Here is a 12723-nt window from a genome sequence, read left to right as displayed (position 1 = left end):
CACACCGCCACCGTCGCCACCAGATTCACCTACGCCAACCCCGGCGACACCCCCATCCCCGGCGCCTGGTAACCGTTCTAAACACCACCACCCCCACCACGGCCCCGGTCGCCGCCGCCCGGGCCCTTCTCACATCAGCGCGGTCAGGGGACACCCGGACGGCTGCGAAGAGCAGCGGCGCCGCCGCCTCGAACGAGCCTTCGACAACTGAACGAAGACGCAGGGTCGAAACCCTGTCCCATTCAGGACGGGGCGGTCCACGCAGCGGACCGAATCGCCGGTGACCGCTCCCGCAGGGCGCCGACGAATCGGCCGCCGGGCCCGCCAGGGCCCAAGGGGCGGCACGCTGCGGACGAAGGTGCCCCGCAGTCCAGCCGGCCACGCCGCGCCATTCGCCGCGCCGCCCACGCGCAAAGTGCTGGAGCGTTCCTTCACGTAGCAGGCAGACGGGTCGCCCACCAGCATCGATGACTCCCGGTACGGGCGACGCGGCTACAGCCTTGACCCTGCAGGCCGTATCACCGAGGTCCGGGGCCGAGAACGGACCGAGCAGTACGCATACGACACCACCAGGGATCAGACACGAACCCCCATCGGGGGCACCGACAACGGCGAGCACATCTTCTGGATCACCGATCCCGTCGAGGAACCCGACCGCTGGCGGATCGCGGTCAACGAAGCCCGCGGCCCGCAGTGGTTCATCTTCGACGGGCCCCTCGTCGACTTCCTCACCTCTGTACTGAGCGGGCAGACCGCGGTCCCCCAGTTCCCCCGCGACCTCCTCGAAAGCGGCCCGTCCTTCACCCCTTCACAGCCGGTGCTGTGGAAACCGGAACCGATCGCGGACCAACCCGCCGTCGATACGGCCGCCATCCGCACATGGGCTCGGGACAACGGCTACGACGTCCCTCCCCGAGGGCGGATCCCCGCCGAAGTCCGTGCAGCCTGGGAACGCGCCAACAGCTGAACATCACCCAGCCGACACGAGCGGCCAGCGCCCCCCCTCATCCGAGCCTTGTAGAAGACGCGGGCGCTGGCCGGGCAGCATCCGAGCTGTTCGGCGTTCTCGTTGTAGTCCCGCTCCTGGAGGTAGCGCAGGTGGGCGGCTTCCTGACGGCGCCGCTGCGGCATCTGCTGGATGAGCGTGGTGATCTCTCGCGCAGCGACGAGGTCCTCGGTGCTCGGGTATGGAGTAGTGACGGTCCAGTTGATGGTCCCTGCTCGGCATGGTCGGCCGGGTCACCCTCGGGGTGCAGCGCGATCGTGGGTACGGAGCGGGCGAGTCGGCGTCGTGCCACGGTTGTCCTCCCTGAGGGGGAGGGGACTACGAGTGGACGGGTGCGACCGTCCCGGAAGCCCCGGCGGATTCGTGGATCTTGGGGATGGGTCTCGGCCACGTGTCCGGAATTTCAGGTGGTACGTGCGAGGGACGGAAGATCGTTCTTGGGAGGGTTCCGGTCTATCCTGCCCGTCCAACACAGTTGAGGCGCAAGCGATTTCACCCGACGAAGGAACGGGACCACGCGCATGAAACGCCTCACACGGCTGCTCGCCACCTCCGGACTCCTCGCCGCCGCCCTTCCTGCGCTGGCGACGCCATCGGCCTCCGCCACCACGACTCCCGCGTACCTGCGACAGACTCCGGCCTGGCACCGCTGCAGCCCCGATCGGCCGGCGGCGTACGAGTGCGCCACCCTCAAGGTGCCGCTCGACTACCAGCGTCCCGAAGGGCGCACCCTGGACCTCGCCATATCCCGGATGAAGAGCGAGAACCCCGCCAAGCGGCGCGGCGTCCTCCTCCTCAACCCCGGCGGCCCCGGGACCTCGGGGCTGTACCGGCCGATGCGGACGAACGCCGAGATGCCCAAGGACGTACGTGACCGCTACGACCTCGTCGGCTTCGACCCGCGCGGCGTCGGCGAGAGCAGCCCGATCGGCTGTGGTGATCTGAGCGAAGCGGAGGTGGGCGTCGGCGGGGCGTACCGGCCCGAGACCTTCGCCTCGGACGTGTCCTGGGCTCGCGGAATCGCCGACAAGTGCCGTGAGAAGTCGGGCGATGTGATTCCGTACATCACCACCCGCAACACGGCGCGCGACATGGACGTCATCCGCGCCGCACTGGGCGAGCGGAAGGTCTCGTACCTGGGCTACTCGTACGGGACGTACCTCGGCGCGGTGTACTCCCAGATGTTCCCCGAGCGCACCGACCGGTTCGTCCTGGACAGCGGCGTGGACCCGGGACGCGTCTGGCGCGGCATGATCCAGGCATGGGGGACCGAAGCCGAGCCCGCCTTCGAGCGGTGGACGCGGTGGGCGGCGGAGCGCTCGGACACCTATGGGCTCGGCGCCACGCCCGAGGCGGTCTCGGCCACCTTCTGGGCGCTGGTGGCGCGGGCCGACCGGGACCCGATCATCCACTACGAGGAGAAGATGACGGGTGACGACATCAGGGCCGACCCGTCGCTCTTCTTCGATCCCCACGCTGCCTCGGTCGTCATCAAGTCCATCAAGGCATCGGCCGACAATGCGCCCCAGCCGCCGGGCGGCGGCACCGCTCCGGGCGCCACCGGTCCGGGCGCGAGCGGGAAGGGCGCCGGCAGGAAGGAGCCCGGCGCGCAGTCACCGCTCGGCGGCGTCCGGGCCGCCGGCCCGGGCATCGACGCGGGAGGGGCGTCGGACGCTCCGGACGCCACTCCCGCCAGCAACGCCACCGCCGTGTACTGGGCCGTGGTGTGCGGGGACACGGACAGCTGGCCCCGCGATCCGGAGCAGTACGCGCGGGACGCGGCGCGGGACAAGGTGAAGCACCCGCTGTACGGGGACTTCGCGTCGAACATCAAACCGTGCGCCTTCTGGCAGCGGCCGCTGGAGCCGGCCACACCCATGAAGACCCGGGCCGATGTCCTGACCGTGCAGAACGAGTGGGATCCGATGACCCCGCTCGCCACCGGCCAGGGGCTGCACCAGGCGCTCAAGGGATCGCGGATGGTGCTGGCGCTGGGGGGTGAGGGGCATGGTGTGTATCTCTCCAACCCCACGGCCTGCGCCAACATACCCGTCAACGCGTACCTGTCGACGGGACGGCTGCCCGCGAAGGACGTGACCTGCCACAACCCGCCCCCCACCCCGGATCCGGAGAGTGCCGGAGCCCGCTGACGACAGGGCCCGGCCGCCCGGCCCCGCTGTAGTCGGCTGAACCTAGTCGGCTGAACCCGGTCAAGCAGCCGGCTGCGAACGTCTGCGCAGGCCCTCGACGCCACAGGGTCCATGGTGCGGTCAGCGCGCGGGCCGCGAAGAGGACCTCCGGGCGTCGGCGGCGCTCGGCGCAGGGCAGGGGCAGCAGCTCGATGCCGCCGATCTGCCGGGCGTCGAAGGCGGTGGAACGCCGGGCTGTCCGCGGCCGGCGCGGTGGCGGTGCGGCCACGGGCGGCAGCCCGGCGCCGGAGGGCTTCGAGGGGCGATCGGCCGGCGGCCGTTTCCCAGACGAGCAACTCGCCATCGAGGACCGGCCCGCCGCGGAGCTGCTCGGCGGCCGCCACCGGGTCGGGGAATCGGTCCTGGACCAGCGCCCCGCGCCGGGGCTGCACCAACATCCGCCGTGACTGGTACAGCAAGAAGCGCTGCTACGCCAGTCATGCCGAATGGATACCCCCACAGAAGACCCACATTCAAGGCCCGTCCGGGCCCGAGTCGTCCGCGCGCACGTGTTCCTGTCGTCGGCGGACCCCTGCTCGGGATCGCGGCGGGGCGGGCTCTGTGCCTGGGAGCGGAGCCGGAGAGCCCGGGGTGGGGGAAGCGTACGCTGTTCACGCCGCGGCGGGGCAGGTAGCGCAGAGGTCGTCGCACCCTCTTGCGAAGAGGGATGACGCCGGTTCGAATCCGGCCCCACCCCGCCGCGTGCACTCGATGTGTCGACGTGCTTGCCGTGGCCGAACCTGTCGACGTTCGACGGGCCGAGTCCGCCGCGACCGCATTCGTCTGTGTGACGGGTGCGGCGGCGACGCTCGGGGGCAGGGCGCTGACGGATGGCGTGGCGTCGGGGGCTTTCCGCGGGCACCGGCATCTGTGGGGCGGGCTTCGTGCCGGAGCCAGCTGCACACAGACGGCGTCGACCGCGACTACGGTGACGCGTTTCCGGGAGTCAGGGGACGAGCACGATCTTGCCGCGCACTCGGCCGCTCTCGCTCAGCTCATGGGCCCTGGCCGCCTCGGTCAACGGCAGCGTCTGCTCCACGGACGGCCGGATCCCGGCGCGGTCCACCAGGTCGGCGAAGCCTGCCAAGTCGGCCGGGGTGGGTTCGAGGTAGTACTCGAGGAAGCGCACGCCGTTCGCCCGTGCCTGTTCCGTCACGGCCGTCCTGTCGACCCCGACGCCCACGACGTCGATGAGGATGCCGCCGCGCTTGAGCGTACGCAGCGACCTCGGCCCGTACTCGTTGCTGATCGTGTCGATCACCACGTCCACGTCACGCAGACTCGTGAAGTCGGCCGTCGTGTAATCGATGAGTTCGTCCGCACCGAGCTCGTGCAGGAAGGCGTGCTTGGCCGTCCGGGCCGTGCCGATCACGTACGCCCCGCGCGCCTTGGCGATCTGGACGGCGAAATGTCCCACCCCGCCCGCCGCCGCGTGCACCAGAACGCGCTGGCCGGGCTGCACCTGGGCGATGTTCACCAGGGTCTGGTAGGCGGTCAGGCCCGCGATGCCCAGTGCCGCTGCGTGCACGTGATCGAGGGTGGTGGGTTTGGCGGCTATGGAGGTTTCGGGTACGAGCACGTAGTCGGCGTGGCTGCCGCGCGGCGGGGTCACCCAGCCGAACACTTCGTCACCGGGCCTGAAGCCGCTCGCTCCTTCACCGATCTCGTCCACCACTCCGCTGAACTCGTGTCCCAGGACGAAGGGCGGCTCGCCGAACCACTGCACATGTCCCGCGCGGACCTTCCAGTCCGCCGGGTTGATGCCCGTGGCGTGTACGCGCACGAGCACCTCACCGGGCGCGGGGCTGGGCCGGTCGGCCTCCGCGACTTCGAGTACTTCCGGACCGCCGAAGGAAAGCTGCTTGATCGTTCTCATGTGATCCATTCTCAGCCCAGCAGCGCATCTCGGGGCCGAGAGGCCCCCTCGTCAGGCAGTTCGTCGGTGCTCGGGGGTCTTTCGCGTCTTCACCCCGCCGGCGACGAGCGCCAGACCGACGGCGATGATGCCGAGGTAGGCGGTGGTCGGCAGGTCGACGACCTTGTGCATCCAGCCCCACTCCGTGCCGAAGAAGGTCTGCGAAACAAAGCTGACGAGGCCTTGGGCCCCTATGACGTAGCCGATGCTCTCGACGGTGTATCCGATGGTTGTTCGCACGGACCAACCTTCTCGCGGTGGTGCCGCGGGATCGTCCTCCGCAGGGCCGAAAACGCAGTAGGCCAAGTAGGCCAAAGGATGCAGTCCCCTGTGGGACTCACCGGTCCGGCGGCGGGCCCGCGGACGCCGGCACCCGGGTCACGAGCCGTGGGCGGTGGGGTGCAGCGGTTCGTACAGCGGGAGTTCGGCGCCGCTGGGGAGCCGGATCGCGGTCAGTCTGCCCCAGCGCTGTTCGCTGACCGGCCGGGTGACCTCGACACCCTTGGCGCGGAACGCGTCGAGCTGGGAATCGAGGTCGTCGCACATCAGGTAGAGCTCGTGCCGGGGCGGGCCATCGGCCGGGTGCACGGCGACTTCGGACGGGGGCAACGCGAAGATGAGCCAGCCGCCGCCCGCGTCGACGCCGGGGAAGTCGAGGACGTCACGGATGAAGGCGCGGTCCGCCTCGGCGTCGTCGCTGTAGAGGATGACATGCGCACCGCTGATCATGGCTGGCCCCTGTCCGTCGACGTGCTGCCGGTCGTGTTCCCGGCATCGTGGCACGCCAACGTCGGAAATATCTCCGGATGGGTTCGACGACACGTTGGTTTTCCAGCGCGCGCAAGGTGGATTTCGCTGAAGTCAATCGTCTCCGGACGGGCGGGAGTGACGGTTCTTCCAGATGGCCCCGCCCGCCGCGCAAGCGACGAGGAGGATGAAAAGAACGGGGATGAGCGGGCCGAATCCCATGCTTGCGAACATGATTTCTCCCGTCAGTGGGAGTGTCATGTGGTGACCCTCCCGCGTTCGACCGGACCGGGGCCTGCGTTCACCGGTGCAGCATGCGCGGTGGACGCAGGCCCGGTTTTGTTATTCGTCCTTGAGGTAACCGCCGACAAAGCCACGGTAGTCGCCCCAGACGCGCTCCCGCTTGTCCCAGGCGCTGCCCCAGCAGGAGGCCGTCCAGACGGTCTCGCTCTGGGCGTTGTCGGCCGGCGGCGAGGAGATCCACTCCTTCACCGGGCTGTGGGAGAAGTCGCACCCCGGCACGTAGAGGTAGTGGGAGGCGCTGCCCGGGTACACCTTGGTGGTGTCCTTGCCCTTGACCTGGTAGTTGGTCCGCACGGTGACCCGCGAGACCCGCACGCCCAGGAACTTGTCGGTGTACGAGTACGAGGCCCACATGTCGCGGTAGCCCGACGCCCGCAGTGCCGCGGTGGAGTTGGTGGACGAGTCGTCGCCACCGCCGGTGGACTCGCGCTCCACCACGACGTCGCCGCCCGCCAGCTCCGTGCGGGTGATGCCCGCCGCAGCCGCGGTCTCGGCTCCGTCGAAGAGCTGCTTGATCAGGGTGCGGTCCTCCAGCAGGTCGAGGAACCGGGTCTTCTGGGCGGCCGAAAGGGCCGAGAATCCCTGGGCCGTCTCCTTGGCCTGCTCATCGCCCTGCGCCGACTTCATCGCGAGATAAGCCTGGTACTTGGCGACCCTGGCGGCCTGCGAGGCCGCCTGCGAGGCCGAGCCGTCGTCGGCCTGGGCCGAGCCGGGGAGCACCGCCAGGGCTATTCCGGCAAGAGCGACGCCGGCAGTGGTGGTGAGGCCTTTTCTGATCGCGGAGCGCATACTGGGTTTCTCTCCTCTTTGCTTCCACTCGAATAATTCGGGCAGGAAAGGGAGAGGCGCACGCACTAAAGCGCGCCCCGAATACCCCGGCCCCCCGTGTTGCGCGCCCGCCTTTTCGGTCCCCGCGGTCGCGCCTCACAAAGAGTGCCCGAGCGCGCGGCAGCGAGTCAATCAAACCCAAATCATTTGAGGATCATCTGAGTTAAGGGGACGCGGCGGCCCGCCAGCGTTCCGGAACCAAGGAATCCACTCATAGGGAATTTGCGATTCCGTGGGGCCGGATCATTCCAATGCCCCGAATACCCGCTTTCCGACCGATGGGCGGAACACGACCGTCTTGCGGGTGAACGGGAGAGTCCGGGGCTCTTCATGGATGGATGAACGGGTGGTTTCCGTCGCTTTCCGCCGCCGGGACGACCGGGTACCCCTCCCCGTGGGGGCGCCGCCGGGGCCGGATCAGGCGAGGGCGGCCGCGGTGAGGGCCAGGCCCGCGGCGGCGAACACCACGACGTGGCGGGCGTTCTGCAGGATCCAGACCCAGCGCGGGAAGCCGGCCTCGGCGGCCTCCAGCAGGGCCGCGACGTCGATGCGGGCGAGTTCGGGGTCGCCGTTGCGGGAGAAGGCGGCCCGTACGGAGGCGGTGGCCGTCAGGTTGCTGTAGAGGATCACGCAGTTGATGGCCACGACGAGCCCGAGGACGATCCAGTTCACCATCCCGACCCAGGAGACGGCGGCCAGGTTGAGCGCCGCGGTGGCCGTGATGACGGCGGCGATCGAGACGGGCGCCCAGGTCTCGTGGCCGCCGGCGTCGAAGCGCATCCCGTTCTCCTCCAGGACGGTGGTCCGCACTCCCTGGCGGCGCAGTTCGGCACGGGCCGAGGTGGTGGCGGCAGCGCCGAAACGGGCCCGCACCAGCGGGATGCTCACGAAGGCGCCGGCGACGGACAGCTGCATGGCGGCGATGAACGTGTTCACGGGGTTCTCCTCGGCGTGGGCTCTCGACTCTTGAACTAAGTGCAAGAGCAAGTTAGCCGGGGACTTGAACTAAGTGCAAGAGTGCTCCTGAACTTTGTGCAAGTCGCGGGCTGCCGCCTATCGTGAGCGCATGGCACGCGACACGCTCACCCGCGAACAGATCGTCGGCACCGCCGTGGAACTCCTCGACGACGAGGGGCTGGAGGGTCTCAACATGCGCAGCCTCGGCAAGCGGCTGGGCGCTGCCGCGACCGCGGTCTACTGGCACGTCAAGAACAAGGACGACCTCGTCGTGCTCGCCGGCGACCACGTGTGGCGGGAGATCGAGTTGCCGGCCATCGCGGCCGACCGTTGGCGCGAGGCCGCCGTGGCGATGGCGGACGGGCTGTACGGCATGCTCGGCCGCCACCCCTGGCTCGTACAGGCGCTCGGTTCGTACCTGTTCCACGGGCCCGGCAAGGCGCGCTACGACGACCACAGCCTCGCCGTGTACGAGGCCGCCGGATTCGCCGCCGCCGATGCGGACCGGGCGGCGGGGGCCGTCTTCACCTACGTGCTCGGGAACGCGGTCGGCGCCTCCGCGCAGGCTTCGCTGACGCGGCGTCTGGGGCGGGACGGGGGTGATCCGCAGGAGCGGTTCCGGGAGACGATCACCAGGGCGACGGAGGTCGCCCTGCAGTTCCCGCGGCTGCGGGCGCGCGTCGACGGCGCAGCCGCGGGCTACAACGCGGCGCCCGACAACACGTACGAGACCGGATTGCAGGCCCTCTTGGACGGCCTTGCGGCCCGGTCCGACCGGTAGGCCGATCGTCGGTCTTCGCCCGGCCCGATGGCGGGCGGCGGGTCCGGGCCGGCGGCTGCCTCGTCGAGGACGTGCAGCCCGGATGGCCGTGAGGCCTCAGCTGCGCGGGCTGCGGGATGTGGGATGTGGGCCTACGGCCTGTACCTGCGCCCGTGCGTCGGGGAGTTGTGCATGGCGATCGAGCTGTAGGAGGACCGGTCGCTCGCGGCCTGCTCCCTACGGGCCTGCTCGATCAGCAGGCCTTCCGCAGTCTCCGTACGCCGGTTCCCGCGGCGCAGTACGACCCACACCATCCACAGGGCCGCCAGGCCCATCACGCCGAAGAACACACCAAGCTCTAACATTCTCCGCCCCCGTCTCACGAACTGGTGCACGACCCTACCCAAGCAAGTCCGGAATGGGTGCTTCCTGAGCAGGTCGTTACGCGGGTGAGGACTCGCCCCGCCCTCCGCTCCCCCACCCCGGGAGGATCCCTCCGGCCCTGCCTCCGCAGGCTCGACCGACTCGTCGCCGGCGTGGCGGGGGTCCGGGTGGTGGGACCGGGACGGGTGCGGGTCATGCGCGGGTGGATGCGGCTTCGACGGGGTGGCGGCGGGTTGCGTGGGTGGTCGCTGTTGCTGTGGTGGCCAGGGCTACGAGGGTGCAGAGCGCGATGGTTCCGCCGATCTGGGGCCAGGGGATGACCGTGGGCGCCGCGGGCACGAGTTCGGTCAGCGCGGCGTACTGGGTCACTGCGGCCAGCAGGGTCGCGAGGGCGGCGAGGACGATGCCGACGACCACCGCGACGGCCGACTCGGCCGCTGCCATCCTCACGACCTGGCTGCGCAGCGTGCCGGCCAGCCCGAGCAGGGCGAACTCCCGGCGGCGCCCGGCCATCGCCATGACCAGGGTGTTGGCGACGGCGATCAGGGCGTAGGCCAGCGCGATCCCGAGGGTGATCATCGCCGCGTTGTCCGTCTGTTCCGCGGCATGGGCGCGCTGGGCGTCCAGGTAGGCGTCGTAGGGCACGGCGTGTGCACCGGAGCCGGCCAGTGCCTGGTTCACCGCGGCTGTCTGGTGCCCGTCGAGTCGCGGGCCCGTGCCCGTGCCCGTGCCCGTCCGGGAGTCGAGGTAGACCCGGCTGGGCGGTATGGCGCCGGTCAGCGACGCGGAGAGGTAGGTGTCGTCGCCGGTCAGGCCGCGTGCGACGACCGCCGCGATGACGGTCGGTACCCGTGTGCCGGTCGGCAGCAGCACGACCACCCGGTCTCCGGCCGACAGGCCGTTCGATTCGGCGGCGTGCTCGTCGATGACCAGGAACTCGTCGGGCAGCGCGGCGAGCGAGCCGGAGAGCACGGGCGGTGTGACGGTGGTGCCCAGCGCCGCCGCGGGCAGCGCGGTCGTGCTCAGCGAGTCGATCTGGTCGCCCTCCGCGGTACCGATCCGGATGTTCATCGAGGCGACGGGGGTGACCCGGAGCCCGGGTACGGCTGCCAGCTTCTCCAGCGTGCGCGCGTCGGTCCCCGTGCCGCCGGGCACCACGACGCCGGCAGCGTGGACCTCCTGCCGCTGGCGGGCGAGCACCACGGCGTCACCGGACTTCTGCACCGTCAGCAGGGTGGCGACCAGTCAGCACGGGTTCGTCCCGCCCATGCCGGGCTCCAGCGCGGCCATCCGCAGGGCGACGGTCTCGGCCGTGGGATCGAAGAGCTCGCCGGTCACCCTGCCGTCGGCGAGGAAGACCACCCGCTGCGCGTACGAAGCCGCCACGGGGTCGTGCGTGACCATGACCACGGTCTTGCCCGTGCTCCTGGACGACGCCGCGCAGCAGTGCCAGGACCTCCCGCGCGGTACGCGAGTCCAGTGCGCCGGTCGGCTCGTCCGCGAAGACCACCTTGGGCCCGGTCACCAGCGCACGCGCGATGGCGACCCGCTGCTGCTGGCCGCCGGAGAGCTCTGCGGGCCGGTGCTCGCCGCGTTCGGAGAGGCCGACCTCGGCCAGTCCCCGGTCGATCGCCCCGGGATCCATCGGGCGTCCGGCCAGCCGCAGCGGCAGTTCGACGTTCTGCCGGGCCGTCAGCGCGGGGATCAGGTTGAAGGACTGGAAGACGAAGCCCATGTGCTCACGGCGCAGCTCGGTCAGGGCGCGCTCGGAGAGCGCGTGCAGCGGCACGCCGTCGAGCAGGACCTGGCCCGCGTCGACCCGGTCGAGGCCCGCCGCACATTGCAGCAGCGTCGACTTGCCCGAACCCGAGGGGCCCATGATCGCGGTGAAGGTGCCCGCCTCGAAGTCGGTGTCCACCCCGTCGAGTGCACGCACCCGGTGGTCGCCGCGACCGTACGTCTTGTGCACGGCGGTCAGCCGGAGCAGGTCGCCCGGCTTCCGTGCGACGGTGGAGGCCGGGTGTGAAACCCGTGCCGGTAGGGCCTTGTTCCGGAGCACTCGCTCGCTTTTTCCGTGGGGTCTGGGGCTTTGGCCGGGGCGTGGTCACCCGCCGCACCGACGCTAGGCCGGTGGACGGCGTCCACGCCTCCGGACTGCCCCTGATCTCGACCCTGAGGAATCCCCGGCGGTGAGCTCGGCTCCAGGAGGTCTTGTGGAGTTGAGCGCGTCGGCCTGGGATGGCCCGGGGGCGCGCGCGCGGGGGGGCGGCGCGGCGCGGTGTGTTCCTGTGGGGGGGGGTGTGGGGGGGGGGCGGGTGGGCTCGGGGAGGGCCTTTTGGACGGCCACCGGAACGGTCTTGGCACCTTCGCCGTCGCCGGCCGTCAGGGTGCCGAGCTCCGTACCGGCCTTCGCCTTGTGCGGCAGCGGCGCGGCGCCGGCGGTGAGGGTGAGTTTGACCTGCTGGCCCGGGACGCCGATCACGTTCAGGTCCTTGGCCGCCACGAGCGGGGTGCGGCCGCCGAGTCCGTCGTCCACGTAGCCGACCGTGTCGCCCTTGCGGACGAGCGGGGTGGACGCCAGGGCCGTACGCACCGCCTCGATGATCTTCCTGCTGTTCGCCTGCACCAGCGCCAGGCTCCTTTTCGCGTTCGGGTCCGGGCCGTCAACACGCTGCTGCATCAACGTGCCGAGGATCAGCGTGGTCTCGTCGCCGACCGACTTGTACGCCGCCCACATCAGTGCGCCGCCGGCCGGTGTGCTGGAGCCGGTCTTGATGCCGCGGACGCTGAGACTCTGGACGCTGAGCAACTCGTTGTTGTTGAGGAGCGGCTCGTCCAGCCCCTTGATGGGCGCGCTGGGCATGGCGACGATAGCGCGGAACACCTCGTCCTTCATCACCGCCTCGGCCAGCTTCAGCAGGTCGGTGGCGGTGCTGACCGTGCCGGCGTCCAGACCGCTGGGGTCCGTGTACGTGGTGTTCTTCATCCCGAGGTCCCGGGCGGCGGCGTTCATCTTCTCCACGAACGCGGCCTCGGAGTCGGCGCCGGTGTCCCAGCGCGCCAGCAGGCGGGCGATGTTGTTGCCCGACGGGATCATGAGCATCTTGAGCATGTCCTGCTGGCTGAACTTCGTACCGGCCGTGAGCCCCTGGATCCGCGACTCGTTCTCGGAGTTGCCGTCCGCCACGGTCTTCGCGTCGACGGTGATGTCGGGGCCGGGGTCGTTCTTGCGCAGGGGGTGGCTCTTGAGGATCACGTAGGCCGTCATCACCTTGGCCACGCTGGCGGTGGGGACGGGCTTCTGCTCGCCGAACGTGCCGATGTCGCCGGAGCCGGAGACGCGGACTGCGCCCTGGCCCTGGGTGGGCCAGGGGACGGAGAACCGGCCGTCGACGGTGCGGGTGGACTCGGCGGCGACGAGGTGCGGGGTGGGGAGGGGCCGCAGCAGTTGGGCGCCGGCATAGGCCCCGGCGAGGAGCAGCAGGATCGGCGTCCACACCTTGACGCGGCGCAGGGCGGTCCGGCGGGGCGTCTCCGGCGCGGGTGGGGTGGGCGACCTGCTCGATGGTGCCGAGCAGCGCGTGGTAGACGCCGCCGCCCTCCTCGAAGCTGGTCACGCCGTTCATCGAGTGGC

At 70.4% G+C, this 12723-nt stretch carries 12 protein-coding genes, 1 tRNA gene and 1 pseudogene; 5 read left to right on the top strand and 9 right to left on the bottom strand.

The window, feature by feature from the left end:
• Positions 1–817: 817 nt before the first annotated feature.
• The 4 genes from ACFXA3_RS18565 to ACFXA3_RS18550 all read left to right on the top strand — a co-directional run bounded on the left by ACFXA3_RS18565 (position 818) and on the right by ACFXA3_RS18550 (position 3893).
• Positions 818–967 carry a histone-like nucleoid-structuring protein Lsr2 gene (locus ACFXA3_RS18565; protein WP_385188003.1) on the top strand — a complete coding sequence of 50 codons (150 nt, stop codon included), beginning with the start codon at positions 818–820 and terminating at the stop codon, positions 965–967.
• 560 nt (positions 968–1527) lie between these two features.
• The gene (locus ACFXA3_RS18560) at positions 1528–3156 is read left to right on the top strand and encodes an alpha/beta hydrolase (protein WP_385188001.1); all 1629 of its coding nucleotides are present in this window, start codon (positions 1528–1530) and stop codon (positions 3154–3156) included.
• Positions 3157–3347: 191 nt separating this feature from the next.
• Positions 3348–3602: a hypothetical protein gene (locus tag ACFXA3_RS18555; protein WP_385187999.1), complete on the top strand. Its 255-nt coding sequence runs from the start codon at positions 3348–3350 to the stop codon at positions 3600–3602.
• A 216-nt stretch (positions 3603–3818) separates the two neighbouring features.
• A tRNA-Arg gene (locus ACFXA3_RS18550) sits at positions 3819–3893 on the top strand.
• Between the two features lie 248 nt (positions 3894–4141).
• Here ACFXA3_RS18550 and ACFXA3_RS18545 read toward each other — a convergent pair.
• The 5 genes from ACFXA3_RS18545 to ACFXA3_RS18525 all read right to left on the bottom strand — a co-directional run bounded on the left by ACFXA3_RS18545 (position 4142) and on the right by ACFXA3_RS18525 (position 7924).
• Entirely contained in the window at positions 4142–5071 is a 930-nt protein-coding gene (locus ACFXA3_RS18545) for an NADP-dependent oxidoreductase (RefSeq protein WP_385187998.1), read from the bottom strand.
• 51 nt (positions 5072–5122) lie between these two features.
• Positions 5123–5350, bottom strand: a complete 228-nt coding sequence (locus ACFXA3_RS18540; protein ID WP_385187996.1) for a hypothetical protein — start codon at positions 5348–5350, stop codon at positions 5123–5125.
• A gap of 138 nt (positions 5351–5488) precedes the next feature.
• Positions 5489–5839, bottom strand: coding sequence for a VOC family protein (locus tag ACFXA3_RS18535; RefSeq protein ID WP_385187994.1), 351 nt, complete (start codon positions 5837–5839; stop codon positions 5489–5491).
• A gap of 360 nt (positions 5840–6199) precedes the next feature.
• Positions 6200–6949, bottom strand: coding sequence for a hypothetical protein (locus ACFXA3_RS18530; protein WP_385187992.1), 750 nt, complete (start codon positions 6947–6949; stop codon positions 6200–6202).
• Positions 6950–7405: 456 nt separating this feature from the next.
• Positions 7406–7924: a hypothetical protein gene (locus ACFXA3_RS18525; RefSeq protein WP_385187990.1), complete on the bottom strand. Its 519-nt coding sequence runs from the start codon at positions 7922–7924 to the stop codon at positions 7406–7408.
• 130 nt (positions 7925–8054) lie between these two features.
• On the opposite strand from ACFXA3_RS18525, the gene ACFXA3_RS18520 reads away from it, so the two are divergent.
• Positions 8055–8726, top strand: a complete 672-nt coding sequence (locus ACFXA3_RS18520; protein WP_385187989.1) for a TetR/AcrR family transcriptional regulator — start codon at positions 8055–8057, stop codon at positions 8724–8726.
• A 131-nt stretch (positions 8727–8857) separates the two neighbouring features.
• Here the strand turns inward: ACFXA3_RS18520 and ACFXA3_RS18515 are convergent, their stop codons facing one another.
• From ACFXA3_RS18515 to ACFXA3_RS18500, 4 genes and pseudogenes are all read right to left on the bottom strand, one after another.
• The gene (locus ACFXA3_RS18515) at positions 8858–9070 is read right to left on the bottom strand and encodes a hypothetical protein (protein WP_385187987.1); all 213 of its coding nucleotides are present in this window, start codon (positions 9068–9070) and stop codon (positions 8858–8860) included.
• Positions 9071–9281: 211 nt separating this feature from the next.
• Positions 9282–10313, bottom strand: coding sequence for an FtsX-like permease family protein (locus tag ACFXA3_RS18510; RefSeq protein ID WP_385187985.1), 1032 nt, complete (start codon positions 10311–10313; stop codon positions 9282–9284).
• A gap of 21 nt (positions 10314–10334) precedes the next feature.
• Positions 10335–10968, bottom strand: a pseudogene (locus ACFXA3_RS18505) (ABC transporter ATP-binding protein).
• Positions 10969–11211: 243 nt separating this feature from the next.
• Positions 11212–12588, bottom strand: a complete 1377-nt coding sequence (locus tag ACFXA3_RS18500) for a serine hydrolase (protein ID WP_385187984.1) — start codon at positions 12586–12588, stop codon at positions 11212–11214.
• Positions 12589–12723: the final 135 nt, after the last annotated feature.

Source organism: Streptomyces sp. NPDC059456 (genome assembly GCF_042750055.1).
Taxonomy (GTDB): domain Bacteria; phylum Actinomycetota; class Actinomycetes; order Streptomycetales; family Streptomycetaceae; genus Streptomyces.
The sequence above is the reverse complement of the archived record's forward strand: the minus strand, read 5'-3'. Positions and strand labels throughout refer to the sequence as shown.